Origin of the sequence: Pseudomonas sp. 21, assembly GCF_000955805.1 — a bacterium.
Taxonomy (GTDB): domain Bacteria; phylum Pseudomonadota; class Gammaproteobacteria; order Pseudomonadales; family Pseudomonadaceae; genus Pseudomonas.
Genome location: NZ_JYOA01000004.1, coordinates 151,188 through 171,999, shown reverse-complemented (window position 1 = coordinate 171,999; position 20,812 = coordinate 151,188). Strand labels below are relative to the sequence as shown.

The following is a 20,812-nucleotide window of genomic DNA, read 5'->3' as shown; positions in this document are numbered from 1 at the left end:
CGCGCATGGCGCGCTCCTACACAAGAGTCCTCAGCCCGGGCTTTGCGCCCGCCAGGCATCCAGCCCACCCGACAGCGCCCACGTACGCGGGTGCCCGAAGGCCTGCAGCCGCTCCGCCAGCATCGCCGCGGAAAGCTCGTGGGGGCAGGCGCAATAGATCACCACGTCCTTGTCTTCGAGGCTGCCACGCAGCTCATCGAGTGCCCCGTCCAGGCTGAAGGCGATGGAGCCGGGAATGGCCTCATCATCGAACTGCGCGCGCACATCGAGGATCAGCGGGGGCTCGCCAGCGTCCAGGCGCGCTCGCAGCTCGTCGACGCTGATGCGCGGAACCCGCGCGGTGCGCTTGAGCAGGCTGAAGCGCTGCCAGAGCTTCCAGGCGATGAACAACGCGAAGGCGCCCAGCAAGACCGACACGCCAACGCTCGCGTACTCGGTGAGCCAGCCCAGGATGCGATCGACCGCGTTGCTGAAAATACTCCCGAGCATCAACGCCGAGCCGGCCCAGAGCGCAGCGCCGGCGCAGTCGTAGGCCAGGAAGCGCGGAAGCGGCGTGCGGGTCATGCCGGCCATGGTGGTGGTCAGCGCGCTGGCACCGGGGAGAAAGCGTGAGATCAGCAGCGCGCGTGGGCCGATGCGCAGGTAGAGGCTCTGGCTCTGGCGAATGCAGCTGTCAGGCGACAGTGAGACCTTGCACACGCTGCGCAGCATGAAGCCGCCGTAGCGCCGCCCGGCGCAGAACCAGATCAGATCGGCGATCAGGCAGGCGCATACGGCCACCGCCAGCGCCTGGCCCAGCGGCACGCCGCTGCCTTGCAGCGCCAGGGCGCCGGCGACGATCAGCGCCGGGTAGGCCGGAATCGGCAGGCCCAGCTGCTCGAGCAGGACGTTGAAGAACAGCAGGGTGAGGCCGTGCTGCTGGATCAGGGGTTGCAGTTCGTGCATGGGAAAGCCTGAGCGGGAAAGGTCTTTCAGGGGAAGGCGACAGCATACCGGCAAAGCGGACTTCAGAATGGGGCTGCAAGCCTAGTGGAGCGCGGCCTAGGACCTTTATGCCATAAGGAAATCAAAAGTTCCTTTGTAATAAAAGTTTTATCTACGAGCAACTGATCTGAAATAACCCCTCGCCAAGATTCCCAGCAACACAAACGGGGGCCGCCAGAACGGCCTGTGCGAGTCCTTGGGGGGCGCGCAGCAGCCAGGCACTCGGCGTGTTCAACGCAAATACCATTAAGGGGAATCTTCGATGATCCGTAAGCACTTCGCCGGTTACGCCGCCACTGCCCTGGCACTGGCCGTTTCCGCCCAGGCTTTCGCAGGCACAGTCACCACCGATGGCGCCGATATCGTAATCAAGACCAAAGGCGGTCTTGAAGTCGGCACCACCGACAAGGAATTCAGCTTCAAGCTCGGTGGCCGTCTGCAAGCGGATTACAGCCGCTTCGATGGTTTCTACACCAAGAACGGCAACAACGGTGACGGCGCCTACTTCCGCCGCGCCTACCTGGAACTGGGCGGCACTGTCTACAAAGACTGGAAATACCAGATCAACTACGACATGTCCCACAACTCCGGTAACGCTGACAACGGTTACTTCGACGAGGCTTCCTTCAGCTACACCGGCTTCAGCCCGGTAACCCTGAAATTCGGCCGCTTCGACCCGGACTTCGGTCTGGAAAAAGCCACCAGCTCCAAGTGGGTCACCGCCACCGAGCGTACCAGCGCCTACGAACTGGCTGACTGGATCAACACCCACCAGGACGGCATGGGTGCCCAGGTTGGCGGCGTCGTCGCCAACATGGCTTACCTGGACGCCGGCGTTTACGCCAAGGACGCCGACGACACCGACGGCGACAGCGTCAAGCAGTTCAACTTCCGTGGTGTGTTCGCTCCGCTGAACACCGATGGCAACGTCCTGCACATTGGTGTGGACTACGCCTACCGTGACCTGGACGACGTGGCCTTCGACTCCCGCATCCGTCCGCGTCTGGGCATGCGTGGTATCGCCACCAACGGCGGTAACGACGCTGGCGACAACGGCAACCGCGCCACCTTCGGCGGCGCTACCCTGAGCCCGGCCGGTTCCTACAAGGACGACTCCACCTGGGGTGCTGAATTCGCCTACGCCTTCGGCCCGTTCTCCGCTCAGGCCGAATACCTGAAGCGCAAGCTGAAGGCTGATGCCGACGCTTACGAAGACATCAAGGCTGACGGCTACTACGGCCAGCTGGCCTACACCATCACCGGTGAATCCCGCGTGTACAAGCTCGATGGCGCCAAGTTCGACACCATCAAGCCGTCCAACAAGGAAATCGGTGCCTGGGAAGTCTTCTACCGTTACGACCACATCAAGGTCGATGACCCGAACGTGGTCGTGGCCACCGCCACCCGCGACGTGGGCGACACCAAGGCCAGCACCAACACCATCGGTGTGAACTGGTACGCCAACGAAGCCGTGAAGGTCTCCCTGGACTACGTTCACGTCAGCACCGACGGCATCCGCAACGCCAACGGCGACGACGACGGCAACGGTGTCGTGACCCGTCTGCAGTACGTGTTCTAAGAACTACAGCTCTACCGTTTGACTCCTTTGTGTGAACCCCCGCCTCGGCGGGGGTTTTTTTATGGGAGTCGGGAAATTGCCTCCAAATGCGCGCCGAACATCCCGCTGGCGTGGGAGCGGATTAATCCGCGATTGGCCCGCCTCACGTCGAGGATGAAATCATCGCGGACGGAGTCCGCTCCTGCGCACCGGCCAGTTCAGCGAAGCAAGGGCCCTGCCGGGCGCCGGCGGAATTCGAACTCGAGCAGCTCATCGAACGGATTGCCCATTTCCAGTCGCGTCCAGCCCAGCTTGATCAGGAAAGCCAGCGCCGTCGGGTTGTCCGGCCTCACGCTGGCCCGCCACAAGGGACTGCCCTGCAGTTCCGGTCGGCTCATCACCAGTGCCATTACCGCGCGTCCGATGCCCGAGCCGCGTAACTCCGGGCGCACGGCGAGGTCGGTGACGAAGTAGTACGGGTGCGCCGCGGTGGGTAGGCAAACCCCCACCACTGCGATCAGCAGGCCGCCACGCAGAATGCTGTACTGGGCCTTGTCCGCATCCTTCAGCACCTGTTCCAGCCAGTAGCGATCCATCGGGCCCAGTTGCGCGTAGAGCAGTGGATCGTCGAACCAGCTTTCGTACGGCGGGATGTCCTCCGCCTGGAAAGGGCGAATCTGCATGCGGGCGCTCTCCGGTGCAGCTTTGGGAAGTTTCACACTCGCATCTGCTGGGCGATTGCGTCAATCGACCCTGAGCGCTCGCGTCATTGAGGCCGCGCGCAGCCAGCACCTACCCTGCGGGCACTCAACCCACCGGGAGTCGACCATGCTGCGCAATCACTTCGAGACTGAGCACAACCTGTTCCGCGATGCGTTCCGATCCTTCCTGAACAAGGAAGTGGTGCCTCACCAGGAGGAATGGGAGGAAGCCGGCGTGGTGGATCGCAGTGTCTGGCGCAAGGCGGGGGAGATGGGCTTCCTGCTGCCCTGGGCGGAAGAGGAGTACGGCGGAACCGCTCTGAAGGATTTCCGCTACGAACAGATCATGTGTGAAGAGCTGGCCGCCATCAACGAGCCGGGTTTCATGATCCCGCTGCACTCGGCGCTGTGCGGCCCCTACATCGCCGAGTACGGCAACGCCGAGCAGAAGGCCCGCTGGCTGCCGGGAATCATCCGTGGTGAAAGCATCCTGGCCGTTGCGATGACCGAGCCGTCCGCCGGCTCCGACCTGGCCGGCATGCGCACCACGGCGGTGGACAAGGGTGACCACTTCGTCCTCAACGGCTCCAAGGTGTTCATCTCCAATGGCCTGCTGGCGGACCTGGTGATAGTCGCGGCCAAGACCGACCCGGCGAACAAGCACGCCATGGGTCTTTTCGTGGTCGAGCGTGGCATGGAAGGCTTCGAGCGTGGACGCAATCTGAAGAAACTGGGTATGAAAAGCCAGGACACCGCCGAGCTGTTCTTCAACAACGTGAAGGTGCCGAAGGAAAACCTGCTGGGCGACGCCAAGGGCGGCTTCTTCTACCTGATGAACATGCTCGCCCAGGAACGCCTGACCAACGCCTGTGGCGCGGTGGCCGGCGCGGAGGCGGCGCTGAACGCGACCGTCGACTACGTGAAGGAGCGCAAGGCTTTCGATCGCCCGATCGCACACTTTCAGAACACCCGCTTCAAGCTCGCCGAGATGCGTACGCAGATCGATGTGGCGCAGGTCTTCACCGACCGTTGCGTGATGGACCACAACCAGAAGAAGCTCACCCCCGAAGTGGCCGCCGAGGCCAAGCTGTACACCACCGAACTGCTGTGCAAGGTGGTCGACGAAGGCGTGCAACTGCACGGCGGCTGGGGTTACATGTGGGAATATCCGATCTGCAAGATGTACGCGAACGCGCGCATCCAGCGCATCTTCGCCGGTACTTCGGAGATCATGAAAGAGATCATCAGCCGCGGCATGAAGCTCTGAGGCGCGGCGCCCACGCATCGATTGAGCGAAACAGGAGTGCCCATGAACGGCCCGCTCGCCTCCCTGAAGATCCTCGACTTCTCCACCCTGCTGCCGGGGCCGTTCGCCTCGTTGCTGCTGGCCGACATGGGCGCCCAGGTGCTTCGTGTGGAATCGCCCACGCGCATGGATCTGGTGCGCGTTCTGCCGCCGCACGTGGACGGCACCTCCGCCAGCCACGCCTACCTCAACCGCAACAAGCGTTGTATCGCGCTGGACCTCAAGCAGGCCGAGGCAGTGGAGGTGGTGAAGCAACTGGTGCAGGAATACGACATCGTACTGGAGCAGTTCCGCCCCGGCGTGATGGACAAGCTCGGCGTCGGTTACGAGGCGCTCAAGGCGATCAACCCGAAGCTGATCTACGTATCGATCACCGGCTATGGCCAGACCGGGCCGCTGCGCGACCGCGCCGGGCATGACATCAACTACCTCGCCCTGGCCGGCGTGGCCAGCTACACCGGCCGCCGCGAGACCGGCCCATTGCCGCTGGGCGTGCAACTGGCGGACATCGGCGGCGGTTCGCTGCACGGCGTGATGGGCCTGCTGGCGGCAGTCATCCATCGGCAACAGACCGGCGAGGGGCAGCAGGTCGACGTGAGCATGACCGACTGCGCCTTCAGCCTGCACGGCATGGCCGGGGCTGGCTATCTCGCGGCGGGCGTGGAGCCGGAGATGGAAGGCCTCGCGCTCAACGGTGGCAGCTTCTACGACTACTACCGCACCCGCGATGGCCGCTGGTTCTCAGTGGGCAGCCTGGAGCCGCAATTCATGCAGCAGTTCTGCGCCGCCATCGGCCGACCGGAGCTGGCCGCGCGTGGGTTGTCGCCCAAGCCGGAGGAGCAGCAGGCACTCAAGCGCGAGATCGCCATCGAGTTCGAGAAGCAGGATTTCGATCAGTGGCAGGAGCGCTTCGCGGCGCTGGACGCCTGCGTCGAGCCAATGCTGTCGCTGGCCGAGGCGGTGGAGCATCCGCAGTTGCGTGAACGGGGTGTGGTCACGCAGGTGCCCAACGGCAAGGGTGGGGCGCAACGGCAGGCGGCATGTCCGATCCGTTTCTCCGCCGGCCTGCCCGAGCCACGTCACATCGGCGCTGCCCTGGGAGCGCACACGGCAGAGGTGATGGCGGAGCTGGGTTACACCGACGAGCAGGTTGCTGCACTGAAGGCGGCAAAGGTCATCGCCTGAGCAGCATCACTCGCGGCGGGTTTCGCCGGTGAAGATCAGCGTCGCGCGGCAGCGCCGGCAATAGTAGCGGCGGCCCTGGGCGACCAGGTTGTGACGCTGGGAGGAGAAGGGGAATTCGTTTCCCTCGCCACAGTGACAGCGATACAGGTAGCGGGTGGAGCGGCGGCGCTTGATCTCGTAGGTGTGGCAGCGGTCCGGCGGCAAGCCGTAGATGCCGCGCATGATCAGTTGCCACTCCTCGCCGTGGGGGCGAATGCGCGGACCGAACATCTGGTGGGCGATCAGGTGCGCCACTTCATGGGCCACGGTCTGCTGCAGGAAGTGGTCGTGGTTTTCCCGGTACAACTGCGGGTTGAAACGCAGCAGGTTTTCATCCAGGTGGGCGACGCCGGCCTTCTGGCCGCGTAGCCGGAAGCTCACTTCCGGGCGGGGAAAGCGCCGCTGGAAGAAGGCTTCGGCCTGCTGGTAGCAGGCTTCGACGCGAGCGTTGAGCTGTTCAGGCATACAGTGGTTCTCCGACGGGGGCAGATTATGCCGCAGTCGGAGCGTGGGTGGAGGATTTCTCGCGGCCGCTCGTCCGGGGCGCAGGTTCAGGCAAGCCGGACGAGTTTCAGGCAAGTGACGCCCTCTGTAGGAGCGAGCTTGCTCGCGAGGTGAAGCCGACGGCTCGCTCCCGTGAAGAGCCAAAAAGAAACCGGGCCACAAGGGCCCGGCTTCTTTTGCAGAGGGTGAAATCAGGTGTATTCCGGGCCTACGCCGCTGCCCCAGAGGATGACCGACAGGGCCATCATCGCCACCAGCACCACCAGTCCTACCGCCAGCACGGAGCTGGAGAACAGGAAACCTTCATCCTTGGGAATGTTCATGAAGGTCGGGATGCCGACGTAGAGCAGGTAGACGGTGTAGCAGATCGCGGCAGTGCCGATGATCATGCCCAGCCACAGGTGCGGGTAGAGCGCCGCCAGGCCGCCGATGAACAGCGGAGTCGCGGTGTACGCAGCGAAGACGATGCATTGGGTCAGCGATGGCGACGCGTCGTACGTACGAGCCATCCAGTGGATGAAGGCGCCCATCACGGCGACGCCGGCGAGCATGGCGATGTAAGTCATGATGGTCAGCTGGATCGCACTGGCGGCCGTCAGCTTGACCGGTCCCGCATTGCCCAATACCCAGCCGACCTGCGTGGTGCCGATGTAGGCGGAAATGACCGGGATGGCAGCGAGGATCAGGACGTGGGTCAGGTACATGTGGCTGATGGATTCTTCCTCGCCACGGATGTCCTGCCATTCCTGATCGGGATGGGTGAAGAGCCCCCACACATGATGGATCATGTCAGCATTCTCCTCTTCTTATAGAAGGTCGCCCCCCAGCGAGGCGCCGAATACGCGTAGCCAGCGTCATCCGGTGCCCGGCCGACCTATGCGACCTTAAGTCGCAGTATAGGAATGGCTGCAGGCCACGTCGTCCGTGGTGTTAGAGCAAATGGAAGTTTCACGGGCGGCTGTAATAGCGCTCCAGAATTTCCATCGCCTTGTTGATCGACTGCAATCGCGTGGTGCTGCCGCCGCGATCAGGGTGGTGCTGGCTCACCAGTTGGCGGTAGCGCAGCTTGATCAGCGCGTAATCCACCGGGCCGTCTTCCAGCTCGAATAGGGCCAGCGCAGCGGCCTTTTCCTCGTTGCCCTGCATGCGCGTCCAGAAGCTTTCCAGCAGCTTCTCCACGTCGCGCTCGGTGGTTTCCTTCAGGTGCTTCTCGTCGAGGTAGTAGGCGCGCAGAGCGTCCTGCTCGCCAAGCGCCTGTACGCCACTCATATAAGGAGATAGACGGATCTGCAGCGGGCCGATCTCCAGGTGCGCGGCGCCTTCTTCCCAGAGCCGGTCGCGCAGTCGATACAGCGCGTTGAACACCAGGAAATGGGTGCGGAACAGCACCAGCTTGTCGGTCAACGGCAGGTTGGGCACATGGGTGGAATGCCGCCCCTTCAGTTGCTGGATCAGCTGGAATTCGGAGATTCCTTCAGGCGCTTCCCGCAGCAGCAGCAGGAGCTGGTCTGTCAGGTCGAGTGAAGGTTCGAGATCAGGCGTCATGCTGTCAGATTAGCAGTAGCCCGATAGAGGGGCTGGGGTACGCGTCGCTTTGCGCGTAAAATGACCGGCTTTTCGTCTTGCCTTTCGGATTCCAGAGCACCATGGCCAGCACCCTTTCGGTCAACCAGAACAAACTGCAGAAACGCCTGCGCCGCCAGGTTGGCGAAGCGGTCACCGACTTCAACATGATCGAGGACGGCGACAAGGTGATGGTCTGCCTGTCCGGTGGCAAGGACAGCTACACCCTGCTGGACATCCTGCTGTACCTGCAGAAGGTAGCGCCGATCCAGTTCGAGATCGTCGCGGTGAACATGGACCAGAAGCAGCCAGGCTTCCCCGAGCACGTGCTGCCGGCGTACCTGGAGTCCATCGGCGTGCAATACCACATCATCGAGAAGGACACCTACTCGGTGGTGAAGGAGAAGATCCCGGAGGGCAAGACCACCTGCTCGCTGTGCTCGCGCCTGCGCCGTGGCACTCTCTATACCTACGCCGACGAGATCGGCGCGACCAAGATGGCGCTGGGGCACCATCGCGACGACATCCTGGAAACCTTCTTCCTCAATATGTTCTACGGCGGCACCCTCAAGGCCATGCCGCCCAAGCTGTTGTCCGACGACGGTCGCAACGTGGTGATCCGCCCGCTGGCGTACTGCAACGAGAAGGATATCGAGGCCTACTCGGTGCTCAAGGAGTTCCCGATCATTCCGTGCAACCTGTGCGGCTCGCAGGAAAACCTGCAGCGCCAGGTGGTCAAGGAAATGCTGCTGGACTGGGAACGCAAGTCGCCGGGCCGTACCGAGATCATGTTCCGCGCCCTGCAGAACGTGGTGCCGTCGCAACTGGCCGACCGCAACCTGTTCGACTTCAACAGCCTGCGCATCGACGAGACCGCCACCCCGCGCTTCCTCGACGTGATGAACCTGTAAGACCTCGCAAGGACGCCCGATGCGCGATTACCCGTGGCTGTACGAATACTGCCTGAACCGTTTCGGTTCGGTCGAAGCGCTGGAAGCACGAATGCCGCAGGCCAAGTCGCCGGCCGAACTGGCGGCGGTCGGCGATGATCGCTATCTGTCGCTGATCAGCCTGCGCATCTTCCGCGCCGGGCTCAAGCACAGCCTGGTGGACGCCAAGTGGCCGGCCTTCGAGGAGGTCTTCTTCGGCTTCGATCCGGAGAAAGTCGTGCTGATGGGCGGCGAACGCCTGGAAAACCTGATGCAGGACACCCGGCTGATCCGCCACCTGGGCAAGCTCAAGAGCGTCCCGCGCAACGCGCAGTTCGTCCTCGACATCGCCCGCGAATACGGCGGCTTCGGCAAGCTGCTGGCCGACTGGCCGTCCAGCGAGATCGTTGGCCTGTGGAAGCTGCTGGCCAAGCGGGGCAATCAGTTGGGCGGCATGTCCGCGCCGCGCTTCCTGCGGATGGCCGGCAAGGACACCTTCGTCCTCAGTGATGATGTGGTCGCGGCGCTCAAGGCTCAGGAGATCGTCGACAAGACGCCGACCAGCCTGAAGGACCTGGCCCTGGTGCAAGCTGCGTTCAACACCTGGCAGGAACAAAGTGGCCGTCCGCTGTGCCATATCTCGATGATGCTGTCGTACACGGTCAACCACTGACGCGCGGCCCGGCCGCGGAGGAGGGGCGCATGGATTTGGCCATCGAACGCACCGGCGCCGCGCTGGCTCGCGCCGAACGCATCCTGGTGATCACCGGTGCCGGGCTCTCCGCCGACTCGGGCATGCCGACCTATCGCGGCCTGGGCGGCCTTTACAACGGCCGTACAGCGGAAGGGATACCCATCGAGGTGGCGATCTCCGGTCCGATGCTGCAGAAAGATCCCGCTCTGTGCTGGAAATACCTGGCCGAACTGGGCAGGGCCTGCCTGAATGCACAACCCAATGCAGGCCACGATGCCATCGCCGAACTTCAACGGCTCAAGCCCGAATGCTGGGTGCTGACGCAGAACATCGATGGCTTCCACCGTCGGGCGGGCTCTCCGCCAGAGCGGCTGATCGAGATCCATGGCGAGCTGGCGCCGCTGTACTGCCAGTCGTGCGGGCTGGAAAACACCGAACTGGCCGGACATCTGGATGGCCCGCTGCCACCCAAATGCGTGCGCTGTGCGGGCGTATTGCGACCACCGGTGGTGCTGTTCGAGGAGATGCTGCCGGAGGAGGCGATCGACACGCTCTATGCGCAATTGCGCAAGGGATTCGACGCCGTTCTGCTGGTAGGGACCACCGCGAGCTTCCCCTATATCATCGAGCCAGTGCTGCGCACGCGGGACGCGGGTGGCTTCACTGCCGAGATAAATCCGGGGCTGACCGACCTCAGTTCTGTGGTCGATGAAAGAATGGTTGGTCGAGCCTTAGACATTATGCCGCGCCTGCTGGGTCACATTCCTCGATAAAAAACTTGCATTGCCCCCATTGAGCGGGCAAATTAGCCCGCTAATAAATGGAGCTAATGAGACACGGTCGTGCCCATGCTTAAACGCTTAGCACCCCTCGTGCCCATGAGTTTCGTTCTGCTGCTGGCAGCTTGCGCCAGCCATTCGCCGGAATCGCAGCCGAACCAGGTCGCTTCAGTGCCTGCCACTCGAGCAGCGTTCCAGGTAAATCAGCACAACATAGCGCTGATGAATGAGTCGCAGGACGAGGGGGCCAAAAACGATAACGGCAGTTCGACTGCCCATGTATCCGACATTCTGGACCGCGCGTTCTCGCTGATCGGTACTCCGTACCGTTTTGGTGGGAAGTCGGAGCGGACCGGCTTCGACTGCAGCGGCTTCGTGGGCTATCTGTTCCGCGAAGAAGCAGGCATCAGCCTGCCGCGCTCCACGCGTGAGATGATCAACATGGACGTCCCGCTGGTCTCGAAAGAAGACCTGCAGCCGGGCGACCTGATCTTCTTCAACAACCGTGGTCGCGGTCGGGTCAGCCATGCCGGCATCTACATCGGTGACGGACAGTTCATCCACTCCGCCAGCCGCCGTGGCGGTGGTGTGCGGGTGGACAGCCTGGACGAGAGCTACTGGCGCCTGAGCTACATGGAAGCCAAACGCGTACTCGAGCCGGGTTACGAGCCGAAGACGGTGACACGCTAAACTTAAAGTTTTACTTTAAGTATTGCGCTCAAGTCACTGTTGGTACAAAGTGATGGCACTCCTTGACGGGATGCCATCACATGCTCGTTCCTCAGCGCATCATTCTCCTCGCTTTTCTTGCCTCGCTGGCCGCCTGCGCCAGTCGCACTCCGCCGTCGCCGCCTCCCGTGGTGAACGCGCCCGCTGCTCCCGTCTACAACACCCAGGCTGCCGACGATGTCCTGATCCGTGCCATTGGCCTGGTCGGTACTCCCTATCGCTGGGGCGGCAATACGCCCGACGGTGGGTTCGATTGCAGCGGCCTGATCGGCTACGTTTACCGCGATGCCACCGGCCTGATGCTGCCGCGTTCCACTCGCGAGATGATTTCCATGCGTGCTCCGACCGTTGGTCGCGAGTCCTTGCAGAGTGGCGACCTGGTGTTCTTTGCCACCAGCGGTGGACGTGGTGTCAGCCATGCGGGTATCTATGTCGGGGAAGGGCGCTTCGTTCATGCGCCCAGAACGGGCGGGACCGTACGCCTGGACAGCCTTGACAGCGCCTATTGGCAGAAAGCCTTCCTGGAAGCCAAGCGTGTCCTCGCCGTGCAGAGTCTCGCCCTCCACCCCTGATTCTCAGGAGGGCCCATGACCACCCGCACGCTGAACCTGGACGACTCGCTTTACCAGTACCTTCTCGACGTCTCCCTGCGCGACTCCCCGCTCAAGGCACGCCTGCGCGCGGAGACTGCCAACCTGCCGATGTCCCGCTGGCAGGTTGCCCCGGAACAGGGGCAGTTCCTGGCCTTTCTGGTCAGGCTTACCGGCGCGAAACGCATCCTCGAAATCGGTACCTTCACCGGCTACAGCGCCCTGTGCATGGCCGAGGCCTTGCCTGAGGGCGGCCATATCCTTTGTTGCGATCTTCCCGGTGAGTACAACGACATCGCTCGAGGTTACTGGCATGACGCTGGCGTCGATGCTTGCATCGAGCTGCGCCTAGGGCCGGCGCTGGTCACGCTGGAAGCCCTGGTGGCCGGCGACCAGCAAGGCAGTTTCGACCTGGTTTTCATCGATGCCGACAAGGCCAACTATCCCGTTTACCTGGAGCACGCCCTGACCCTGCTGCGCGAAGGCGGCCTGGTGGTCTTCGACAACGTGCTGTGGAGTGGGCGGGTGCTGGAAGCGAATCCGGAAAGCGCGGATACGCGGGCGATCCAGCAACTCAACCTGGCGCTGAAGACGGATGAGCGCGTGGATTACTCGCTGGTGCCGATTGGGGATGGGATGAGTCTTTGCCGCAAGCGCTGAGGCTGAAGCATTTGCTTAGCAACCCGAAAATAAATTAGATTCGCCCGCTTTGCAGTCCCGCCGGAATGCGGGATGGCAGCCCGCATCGTCCATGGGGCAGTCGTTGAGGCTTGAAGGGAATGGTCGTGATGCGAGGAGATTCGAGGGGCATGATGGGCACGGGATGGCGCGAGCGACTTCTTGGGTTTGATGGTCTGTCGTTGCTATGTGTCGTCTGTCTGTCGTTGGCGTTCGTCCTGGCTACCTATGGCATTCACTTCGTTCTGGGCGACTCCGGTTTCTGGTTGCTTGAGACCGAAGACGTCACCCAGTACGTCTCCGGCTTCAATATGTATCTGTCGGCACCGTGGAGCTATCCGCTGCTTGCATTCGATAGTTTGAACTACCCCGAAGGCACGCGGGCTACCTTCGTTGACGCCGTCCCTGCTTACGCCTTCCTGCTCAAGCTGTTTTTGCCCAAGGCTATTGGCTATTTCAATCCCTTCGGTTATTGGGTGACGCTCTGCTTCATCTTGCAAGGGGTGGCTGCGTGGTGGATTGCACGCGAGCTGCAAGTCCGATCGTGGGTTTTTTTGATCTCTCTGTGCGTGTTGCTGATTACGTTCCCGGCGCTTCTTTATCGGCTTGGGCACATCTCGCTAATGTCGCACTGGTTGTTGCTATTTGCCGTAGCCTGTTATTTGAGAAGTTGTCGCTGTAAGGTCCTGAGCCATTGTTGGATCTGGCTGGTGCCATTGGCCTTTTATATCAATATCTATATCTTCGTTATGATTAGCGGTGTCTACCTGGCCGCTATTGCACGCGTGGACGCCCATAAGCGTTTGAGATCGCTTCTCTTGGCGATTCTTCCGTTTGGGCTGCTTTTCGTCTCGCTTTTCATCTTCCTGTTTCCCATGTCCAGTGGCGCCGTAGGTACCGATACTGGTTTTGGTGTCTATTCGATGAACCTTATTTCGCCCTTTATGGGAGGGCGATTCATCGAACTTTCGTCCAAGGTTACTTCCGAGCAGATGGAAGGATTCAATTATCTCGGCCTAGGGGTGATATTGGCGTTACTCGTCAGTCTGCTGGCCGCCCCCAGAGACTGGTTAGCGACCTTGCGCCGTCACTGGCCATTGCTGGCGATTCTCTTTATCTATGCGTTCTACTCGTTGTCGAATCGTATTTACGCCGGTGAGAGTCTGATTGCTACTGTGAACTATCCCGGCTTCTTGCAGGGACTCGTGACGCAATTCCGTGTATCGGGGCGGTTTTTCTGGCTGGTCGGCTATGTACTTGCCATCTTCGCGTTGTACCGTCTTTACAAGGGGACCCGCCCGCAAGTGTTCGTCTGCCTGGCGATCATGATGGTTGCCATACAGATATTGGACCTCAAGCCGATTTATAAACAAACTCGCGAGCGTGCTGCAGTAGCGTACCACCCGGTAATCGACGTGGATTCTTGGAATAGCGCGCTTAGAGGGGCAAATGTTCTGTATTTCTATCCGAAATTCCGTTGTGGTGGAGAAGCGTACTCGAATCTTCTCCCGCTAATGGGATATGCGGCGCGTCATGAACTTAAGCTGAATACTGGATACATCTCGCGTTACAATCCTCGTTGTGATGATGTTCAGCAGGAAATTGACGAGTCAGATACCTCTCGTTCCGCTTATGTCTTCATGAAGCGGGATTACCCTGACGAGGTTGCTCTGAACGCTATGGTGTCGCGTCATGGTGTGACTTGTCGTGAAGTGCAGTTTGCGTTTGTCTGCCGGAAATGAAACAGGATCAATTCATGAAGAAAGTAATTTCCCTGGTCGTTCCCTTCTACAATGAGCAGGACGGCGTGACTGGTTTTTTCAACAGGGTCGATTTGGCACTAGAGTCCATCCGTGGGGTGTATGACCTTGAAATCATCTGCATCAATGACGGTAGCAAGGACAAAACGCTCGAGAAACTGATCCTGCAGGCCGAGTCTCGGAGTGATACCCGAGTAATCGACTTCTCGCGCAATTTCGGTAAGGAGGCGGCCATTACCGCGGGTCTGGATCATGCCACGGGTGATGCCGTTGTCCCTATCGACTCCGACCTACAGCACCCGCCGGAAAGCATTCTGGAGATGATTGCGCAGTGGGAAGCCGGTTTCGAGGTGGTTCTGGCACGTCGGGTTGATCGCGACACGGATTTGCCTATCCACAAGATGACTGCGCGGGCTTTCTACGAAGTTTCCCGATACATCTCGCACATCAATATCCCGGCCGATGTCGGCGACTTCCGCCTGATGGATCGTAAGGTGGTCGATGCGATCAAGTCCCTTCGCGAGAATTGCCGATTCATGAAGGGACTCTTCGCCTGGGTGGGCTTCCGTACTACCGTTATCGATTACCGGGTTGAGGCAAGGAGACATGGCCAGTCCAGTTTCAATACTTGGAAACTCTGGAACTTCGCCCTGGAGGGAATCACCAGCTTCAGCACCGTTCCGTTACGCATCTGGACGTATATAGGCGGCGGTATCTCGATACTGGCGTTGCTCTATGCCCTCTACCTGGTCGTCAAGACGGTCATCTGGGGAGTGGATACTCCCGGCTACGCGTCGATTATGGTGGCACTGCTGCTGCTGGCAGGCGTGCAACTGATTGGTATTGGCGTACTTGGAGAGTATGTCGGGCGAATCTTCATGGAAGTAAAAGGCCGGCCCGTCTACATTGTCAGGAAGGTTTACTGACTCGTGTCTATCGCCATCTTGGATCGTATTCCACGGTTCTTCATATTTGCCTCCATCGGTGTAATGAACACGCTGATTCATGGCTCGGTCTTGTCATGTTTGGTCGAATTGTGGGCTGTCCCTGTGGTAATGGCGAATCTGGTGGCGTTCATGGGAGCCAACCTGTTTTCCTATTTTATGAACTCCTACTTGACTTTCCGGGCGCCGATTTCGCTTGTTCTCTACGCCAAGTTTTTCAGCGCCTCCATTCTTGCACTGGGATTAACCTTGCTGATCGCCGCAGTGATGGACCATCTGGGCTTCACCTATTGGCAGGGAATGATTGCCATCGTGCTGCTGGTTCCTGCATTGAGTTACTTCGTTATGAAGACGTGGGCTTTCGCTCGCTGAGCAATGAACAAGGCACGCCGTCGGGCGTGCCTTCCCCATTTATACGGCGCGATATCAGGCAACATCCACCAGAATTACCTCGCTGTCTTCTAGTGCGGTGACCTTCACCACCGCCTCATCGGCAATGGCGGCGCCGTCACGGGCCAGCAGTTCGACGCCGTTGACCTCGACCTTGCCCACCGCCGGCACCAGGTAGGCGCGGCGATCGCTGCCCAGTTCGTACTCGGCCGTCTGACCCGCCTTCAGGGTGGCGGCGACCATACGGCCTTCGGCGCGGATGCGGAGGGCGTCGCCGTCGTCGTCGTAGCCGCTGGCCAGGGTCACGAAGCGCCCGGCGCGGTCGCCCTTCGGGAAGGGTTTGGCGCCCCAGGACGGCGTGCCGCCGCGTACCGAGGGGATGATCCAGATCTGGAAGATCTTGGTGACATCCTTCTCCAGGTTGTACTCGGAGTGCACGATGCCCGAGCCTGCGCTCATTACCTGCACGTCGCCCGCTTCGGTACGGCCCTTGTTGCCCAGGCTGTCCTGGTGGGTGATCGCACCCTGCCGGACGTAGGTGATGATTTCCATTTCGCGGTGCGGGTGCGGCGGGAAGCCGGTGCCGGCGGCGATTTCGTCATCGTTCCAGACGCGGAGGTTGCCCCAGTCCATGCGCTCGGCGTCGTAGTACTCGGCGAAGGAGAAGTGGTGCTTGGCGTTGAGCCAGCCGTGGTTGGCGCCGCCGAGTTGCTGGAAGGGTCTGCGTTCGATCATGACTTAGTCCTCGTGGGGCGCGGCTGGCCAGTGGGCCAGTCCGCGCGGTTCGTGGGACTATCTTCTCTCGCAGATGATCGATAAAAAAGCGCAAATATCGGCAGATATTAATCGATTAATTCGATTCTATTCCGCTGTACGCTTCTCGCCCTGATCGAGGAACTTGCTGAGGAACTGGCGGGTTCGTTCTTCCTTCGGATGGGCGAACAGCGCCTTGGCGTCGCCCTGTTCGACGATCACGCCCTTGTCGATGAAGATTGCCCGGTTCGCGACGTCGCGGGCGAAACTCATCTCGTGGGTGACGATGACCATGGTGCGCTTTTCCTGGGCCAGGCCGCGGATGGTCGACAGCACCTCGCCGACCAGTTCCGGGTCCAGTGCCGAGGTGGGCTCATCGAACAGGATCACGTCCGGCTGCATGGCCAGGGCGCGGGCGATGGCGACGCGCTGTTGCTGGCCGCCGGAGAGGCGCTTGGGGTACGAGTCCTCCTTGCCGGCCAGCCCGACCTTCGCCAGCAACTGGCGGGCGCGCTCGACGGCCTGGGGGCGCGGCTCCTTCTTCACGATGATCGGACCTTCCACCACGTTCTCCAGGGCGGTGCGGTGGGGGAACAGGTTGAAGTTCTGGAAGACGAAGCCCACGTGCTGGCGCAGCTTGCGGATCAGCCCCTGCTGGCCGCTGAGCGGCCTGGAGGCGTCGATGAGGATGTCACCGACCTGGATGGTCCCGCCGTTGGGCGTCTCCAGCAGGTTCAGGCAGCGCAGCAGGGTGGTCTTGCCCGAGCCGCTGGGGCCGATGATCGCGACCACTTCGCCGGCCTCGACGGTCAGGTCGATGCCCTTGAGCACCTCCTGGCCGCGGAACTGCTTGGTCAGCTGGCGTACTTCGATCATGCGTCGTGCTCCTGGTCATGACGGTTGACCCGGTCTTCCAGGCGGTTCTGCAGGTGCGACAGGATGCTCGCGAGGATCCAGTAGATCAGCGCCGCAGCGAGGTACATGGTGAAGACCTCGAAGGTGCGTGCGGTGATCAGCTGGGCCTGGCGGAACAGTTCCGGGACCTGGATGGTAGCGGCCAGGGCGGTGTCCTTGACCAGCGAGATGAAGCTGTTGCCCAGCGGCGGCAGGGCGGTGCGTGCGGCCTGCGGCAGGATCACCCGGCGCAGGGTCTCGGCGCGGGTCATGCCGATGCTGGCGGCGGCTTCCCACTGGCCCTTGTCGATGGAGCCGATGGCGGCGCGGAGGATTTCGCAGACATAGGCGGCCATGTTCAGCGAGAAGCCGATCAGCGCCGCCGGCAGCGGGTCGAGTTCGATGCCGGCCTGGGGCAGGCCGTAATAGATCATGAAGAGCTGGACCAGCAACGGCGTGCCGCGGAAGAACGACACGTAGATGCGCGCGATCCAGCGCACGGGGGTGAATCCGTACAGGCGCATCAGCGCCAGAGCGAATCCGAGCAGCAGTCCGAAGAACATGCCGCCTACGCTGAGGACTACCGTGAAGATCGCGCCCTTCAGCAGGAAGGGCGCGGAATCCAGCGCAAGCTGCAGGCTTTCTTCAATCATTGGGTGACGTCAGCCTGGAACCATTTCTCCGAGAGTTTCTTCAGCGTGCCGTCGGCGCGGAATTTCTCGATGGCCTTGTTCAGCGCCGCGAGCAGCTCCGGGTTGCCCTTGCGCAGGGCGATGCCAGCTTCCTGGCGGGCGAAGGGCGCGCCGGTCAGTGCCATGGCGCCCTTGGTCTTGTTGACCATGTCGAAGGCGGCCAGGCGGTCCACCAGGATCACGTCGATGCGACCGCTGCGCAGGTCCTGGAACTTGGTCGGGTCGTCCTCGTAGGTGCGCACGTCTGCCTGCGGTACATGTTCGCGCAGCCACTGCTCGTAGTTGGTGCCCAGGCCCACGCCGACTTTCACGCCCGCCAGTTTTTCCGGCGCGTCGTACTTGCCTTCGTCACCCTTGCGCACCAGCGCCTGGATGCCGGAAACGGTGTAGGCGTCGGAGAAGTCGTACTTCTTCTTGCGCTCTTCGGAAATGGTCACCTGGTTGATCACCAGGTCCAGGCGCTTGGATTCCAGCGCGGCGAGGATGCCGTCCCACTTGGTCGGCTGGAGCTTGGCGGTGACGCCCAGTTCCTTGGCGATCAGGTTGGAGAAGTCCACTTCGAAGCCGGCGAGTTTGCCGTTCTCGTCCTGGAAGCTGAAGGGCGGGTAGGTGCCCTCGAGTCCGACACGGACCTCGCCCTTGGACTTGATCTGGGCGAGCAGGTCGTCGGCGGCCTGGGCCTGGCCGAAGAGGCTGGCGCCGAGGGTGAGGGTCAGGCTGGCGAGCAGGAAATGACGTCGCAGTGCGGAGAAGGTCATGGTGGTCCCCGTTTTTGGTGTTTTAAGCAGGTTAGTCAACGCGTGGCGACTATAGGGTCGGAATCGTTATGCAATAAAATAATAAAAAATTACATACCTAGTTCTGATTGTTAGGTAGGTCACTTCGCTGAATGGTAGGCGAACAGCGCCGGCGAACCGCCGGTGTGCAGGAACAGGATAGGCCCGGGTTTTACGAAGCGATCACGGCGGATGCCGTCGAGCAATCCGGCCATGGCCTTGCCGGTGTACACCGGGTCCAGCAGCAGGCCTTCCTGGCTTGCCAGCAGGCGTACCGCCTCCAGCGTACCGGCATTGGGTTCTCCGTAGCGCGGGCCGAAATACTCGTCCCACAGTTGCACTATCGGCAGGGGTTGCGCGTCGTGGCCGAGCAGCTCCAGCGTGCGCTCAACCAGCCCTTCGACTTTCGGCCGCTGAGCCGCGTCGGCACGCGAGACGGTCACGCCGATGACGTCCAGTTCCGGCAGGGCTCCGGCCAGGGCGAGCGCCAGTCCCGCATGGGTGCCGGCGCTGCCGGAGGCGAGCACCACGGCGGAGAACTCATGGCCGCTGCCGTGAATCTGCTCCGCCAGTTCCAGCCCGGCGCGCACGTATCCCAGGGCGCCCAGGGCATTGGAGCCGCCAATGGGCACTATGTAGGGCTTGCGGCCTTCGCGGTGCAGGCGTTCGCCGGTCTGCGCCAGCAACTCGTCCGCGTTGTCGAGGTTGGGTACGAGTTCGACTTCGGTGCCGAACAGGTCCAGCAGCAGCCGGTTGCCGTTGCTCAGGTAGTTGTGGTCATCGGTGCCAATCGGGTTTTCCAGCAACGCCACGCAGCGCAAGCCGAGCTTCGCGGCGACGGCGGCGGTCTGGCGCACATGGTTGGACTGGATCGCCCCGGCGGTGACCAGCGTGTCGGCACCGGCCTTCAGCGCATCGGCGGCGAGGAATTCCAGCTTGCGTACCTTGTTGCCGCCCAGGGCAAAGGGCGTCGTGTCGTCGCGCTTCACGTACAGCTCGCGGCCCAGGTCTGCGGACAGCCGCTCCAGCTTGTCCAGCGGTGTCGGGCCGCCGGCCAGGTCGAGGCGGGGGAAGCGGGCTAGGGCGTTGCGAATACTGTTCATGGAACTCCTCTCGTGGAAAGTGCCGAGAATGGTCGTTTGACGCTGGGCGTATCGGGGCTGAGTCAGCGCCGTTTCGAAACGGCGCCGCGATGGGGGGGGTGGCCTTTTAGCAGCCCCGAAGTCTCTGGATTTTTCCTACACCAAATAGGATGCAGTGTGTCGGATTAAGGTGAAATTCGGTGTAGCATCAAAGGCTTCGCCCTCCATGAGGGAGGCTCGCTTTCTTCCAAGGGTATACATGGTTTCCACGACTGAGCCGCAGCGAAAGCTGATCATTCAGATTCCCTGCTTCAATGAAGCAGACTCCCTGCCGGTCTGCCTGGCCGAGCTGCCGCGGGAAGTGAGTGGGTTCACCCAGGTCGAATGGCTGATCATCGACGATGGCAGCAGCGATGCGACGATCGAGGTGGCGCGGGCTCACGGTGTCGATCATGTGGTGCGGCATGCCGGCAACAAGGGGCTGGCGCGTGCGTTCATGTCCGGACTGGACGCCTGCCTGCGTCTCGGGGCGGATGTGATCGTCAATACGGATGCCGACAATCAGTACTGCGCGGCCGATATCCCCGCCCTGACCTTGCCGATTCTCGAACATCAGGCCGATCTCGTCATCGGCGCAAGGCCAATCAGCGCGATCGAGCATTTCTCCCCGGTGAAAAAGGCACTGCAACGGTTGGGCAGCTGGGTCGTGCGGGTCGCCAGCAAGACCGATGTTCCGGATGCCCCGAGCGGTTTCCGGGCGATCAGCCGGGCCGCTGCGCAACGGATGATGGTGTTCAGCGATTACACCTACACGCTGGAAACAATCATCCAGGCAGGGCAGAAGAACCTGACGGTGGTCTCGGTGCCGATCCGGGTCAATGCGGATCTGAGACCGTCCCGGCTGGTAAAGAGTATTCCGTCGTACATTCAGCGCAGCATTGTCACCATCATCCGGATTTTCATCGTCTATCGCCCTTTCCGGTTCTTCGGCAGCATTGGCATCGCGCTCTTTTCGGTGGGCGTACTGATTGGCCTGAGGTTCCTCTGGAAGTATTTTTCCGGCGACGGAGAGGGTCATGTTCAATCGCTGATCCTGGCCGGGGCGTTGTTGGGAATGGGCTTCCAGACCCTGCTGATCGCTTTCGTGGCCGATCTGCTGTCGGCCAACAGAAAGCTCCTGGAAGATATGCGCGTCAAGGTAGCCGAGCTGAGCAAAGATGACTGACGAGACGGACTGCAAGGCGCTGCGCGGGGCACTGGCGTCAGGCCTCCAGAAGGAGAC

The 20,812-nt window shown here is 61.5% G+C and carries 23 protein-coding genes; 13 read left to right on the top strand and 10 right to left on the bottom strand.

Going from position 1 to position 20,812, the window contains the following annotated elements; translation table 11 throughout:
- Positions 1 to 30: 30 nt before the first annotated feature.
- On the bottom strand, positions 31 to 945 hold the full coding sequence (locus UB43_RS10455) for a DedA family protein/thiosulfate sulfurtransferase GlpE (protein ID WP_045210415.1): 915 nt from the start codon (positions 943 to 945) through the stop codon (positions 31 to 33).
- 301 nt (positions 946 to 1,246) lie between these two features.
- On the opposite strand from UB43_RS10455, the gene UB43_RS10450 reads away from it, so the two are divergent.
- Complete coding sequence (locus UB43_RS10450; RefSeq protein ID WP_045210414.1) at positions 1,247 to 2,563, top strand: OprO/OprP family phosphate-selective porin; 1,317 nt, start codon at positions 1,247 to 1,249, stop codon at positions 2,561 to 2,563.
- Positions 2,564 to 2,760: 197 nt separating this feature from the next.
- Here the strand turns inward: UB43_RS10450 and UB43_RS10445 are convergent, their stop codons facing one another.
- Positions 2,761 to 3,225 (bottom strand): N-acetyltransferase, encoded by a 465-nt coding sequence (locus tag UB43_RS10445; protein ID WP_045210413.1) that lies wholly within the window; start codon positions 3,223 to 3,225, stop codon positions 2,761 to 2,763.
- Between the two features lie 145 nt (positions 3,226 to 3,370).
- Between UB43_RS10445 and UB43_RS10440 the strand changes: the two genes are divergently transcribed.
- Together UB43_RS10440 and UB43_RS10435 are read left to right on the top strand one after the other, a co-directional pair.
- The gene (locus UB43_RS10440; RefSeq protein WP_045210412.1) at positions 3,371 to 4,510 is read left to right on the top strand and encodes an acyl-CoA dehydrogenase family protein; all 1,140 of its coding nucleotides are present in this window, start codon (positions 3,371 to 3,373) and stop codon (positions 4,508 to 4,510) included.
- Positions 4,511 to 4,552: 42 nt separating this feature from the next.
- Entirely contained in the window at positions 4,553 to 5,734 is a 1,182-nt protein-coding gene (locus tag UB43_RS10435; protein WP_045210411.1) for a CaiB/BaiF CoA-transferase family protein, read from the top strand.
- 6 nt (positions 5,735 to 5,740) lie between these two features.
- Here UB43_RS10435 and UB43_RS10430 read toward each other — a convergent pair whose 3' ends face one another.
- The 3 genes from UB43_RS10430 to UB43_RS10420 form a co-directional block, all read right to left on the bottom strand.
- The gene (locus tag UB43_RS10430; protein WP_045210410.1) at positions 5,741 to 6,238 is read right to left on the bottom strand and encodes a SprT family zinc-dependent metalloprotease; all 498 of its coding nucleotides are present in this window, start codon (positions 6,236 to 6,238) and stop codon (positions 5,741 to 5,743) included.
- 230 nt (positions 6,239 to 6,468) lie between these two features.
- Positions 6,469 to 7,065, bottom strand: coding sequence for a Yip1 family protein (locus UB43_RS10425; RefSeq protein ID WP_024764594.1), 597 nt, complete (start codon positions 7,063 to 7,065; stop codon positions 6,469 to 6,471).
- Positions 7,066 to 7,225: 160 nt separating this feature from the next.
- On the bottom strand, positions 7,226 to 7,822 hold the full coding sequence (locus tag UB43_RS10420; protein ID WP_045210409.1) for a DNA-J related domain-containing protein: 597 nt from the start codon (positions 7,820 to 7,822) through the stop codon (positions 7,226 to 7,228).
- Positions 7,823 to 7,923: 101 nt separating this feature from the next.
- Between UB43_RS10420 and ttcA the strand changes: the two genes are divergently transcribed.
- The 9 genes from ttcA to UB43_RS10375 all read left to right on the top strand — a co-directional run bounded on the left by ttcA (position 7,924) and on the right by UB43_RS10375 (position 15,315).
- Complete coding sequence (gene ttcA, locus UB43_RS10415) at positions 7,924 to 8,751, top strand: tRNA 2-thiocytidine(32) synthetase TtcA (RefSeq protein WP_017522174.1); 828 nt, start codon at positions 7,924 to 7,926, stop codon at positions 8,749 to 8,751.
- A 19-nt stretch (positions 8,752 to 8,770) separates the two neighbouring features.
- The gene (locus tag UB43_RS10410; RefSeq protein WP_045210408.1) at positions 8,771 to 9,442 is read left to right on the top strand and encodes a DNA-3-methyladenine glycosylase I; all 672 of its coding nucleotides are present in this window, start codon (positions 8,771 to 8,773) and stop codon (positions 9,440 to 9,442) included.
- Positions 9,443 to 9,471: 29 nt separating this feature from the next.
- Positions 9,472 to 10,236, top strand: coding sequence for an NAD-dependent deacylase (locus UB43_RS10405; RefSeq protein WP_045210407.1), 765 nt, complete (start codon positions 9,472 to 9,474; stop codon positions 10,234 to 10,236).
- A 69-nt stretch (positions 10,237 to 10,305) separates the two neighbouring features.
- Entirely contained in the window at positions 10,306 to 10,932 is a 627-nt protein-coding gene (locus tag UB43_RS10400; protein WP_138215336.1) for a C40 family peptidase, read from the top strand.
- Between the two features lie 80 nt (positions 10,933 to 11,012).
- Entirely contained in the window at positions 11,013 to 11,543 is a 531-nt protein-coding gene (locus UB43_RS10395) for a C40 family peptidase (protein ID WP_045210405.1), read from the top strand.
- A gap of 15 nt (positions 11,544 to 11,558) precedes the next feature.
- On the top strand, positions 11,559 to 12,221 hold the full coding sequence (locus UB43_RS10390; RefSeq protein WP_045210404.1) for an O-methyltransferase: 663 nt from the start codon (positions 11,559 to 11,561) through the stop codon (positions 12,219 to 12,221).
- Between the two features lie 149 nt (positions 12,222 to 12,370).
- A complete protein-coding gene (locus tag UB43_RS10385) occupies positions 12,371 to 13,981 on the top strand; it encodes a DUF6311 domain-containing protein (RefSeq protein ID WP_082085817.1) in 1,611 nt (536 codons plus the stop codon).
- A 14-nt stretch (positions 13,982 to 13,995) separates the two neighbouring features.
- On the top strand, positions 13,996 to 14,925 hold the full coding sequence (locus UB43_RS10380; protein WP_045210403.1) for a glycosyltransferase family 2 protein: 930 nt from the start codon (positions 13,996 to 13,998) through the stop codon (positions 14,923 to 14,925).
- A gap of 3 nt (positions 14,926 to 14,928) precedes the next feature.
- Positions 14,929 to 15,315 carry a GtrA family protein gene (locus UB43_RS10375; protein WP_052969529.1) on the top strand — a complete coding sequence of 129 codons (387 nt, stop codon included), beginning with the start codon at positions 14,929 to 14,931 and terminating at the stop codon, positions 15,313 to 15,315.
- 54 nt (positions 15,316 to 15,369) lie between these two features.
- Here the strand turns inward: UB43_RS10375 and UB43_RS10370 are convergent, their stop codons facing one another.
- The 5 genes from UB43_RS10370 to UB43_RS10350 all read right to left on the bottom strand — a co-directional run bounded on the left by UB43_RS10370 (position 15,370) and on the right by UB43_RS10350 (position 19,551).
- Positions 15,370 to 16,068 (bottom strand): pirin family protein, encoded by a 699-nt coding sequence (locus tag UB43_RS10370; RefSeq protein WP_045210402.1) that lies wholly within the window; start codon positions 16,066 to 16,068, stop codon positions 15,370 to 15,372.
- Positions 16,069 to 16,194: 126 nt separating this feature from the next.
- Complete coding sequence (tcyN, locus tag UB43_RS10365; protein WP_045210401.1) at positions 16,195 to 16,962, bottom strand: L-cystine ABC transporter ATP-binding protein TcyN; 768 nt, start codon at positions 16,960 to 16,962, stop codon at positions 16,195 to 16,197.
- Positions 16,959 to 17,630 carry a cystine ABC transporter permease gene (gene tcyL, locus UB43_RS10360; RefSeq protein WP_177329794.1) on the bottom strand — a complete coding sequence of 224 codons (672 nt, stop codon included), beginning with the start codon at positions 17,628 to 17,630 and terminating at the stop codon, positions 16,959 to 16,961. The genes tcyN and tcyL overlap by 4 nt, the downstream gene beginning before the upstream one ends.
- On the bottom strand, positions 17,630 to 18,430 hold the full coding sequence (tcyJ, locus tag UB43_RS10355; protein WP_045210399.1) for a cystine ABC transporter substrate-binding protein: 801 nt from the start codon (positions 18,428 to 18,430) through the stop codon (positions 17,630 to 17,632). Before tcyJ ends, tcyL begins: the two co-directional genes overlap by 1 nt.
- Before the next feature lie 119 nt (positions 18,431 to 18,549).
- Positions 18,550 to 19,551 carry a D-cysteine desulfhydrase gene (locus tag UB43_RS10350; protein WP_045210398.1) on the bottom strand — a complete coding sequence of 334 codons (1,002 nt, stop codon included), beginning with the start codon at positions 19,549 to 19,551 and terminating at the stop codon, positions 18,550 to 18,552.
- Between the two features lie 238 nt (positions 19,552 to 19,789).
- Between UB43_RS10350 and UB43_RS10345 the strand changes: the two genes are divergently transcribed.
- Complete coding sequence (locus UB43_RS10345) at positions 19,790 to 20,755, top strand: glycosyltransferase family 2 protein (RefSeq protein ID WP_045210397.1); 966 nt, start codon at positions 19,790 to 19,792, stop codon at positions 20,753 to 20,755.
- Positions 20,756 to 20,812 lie beyond the last annotated feature (57 nt).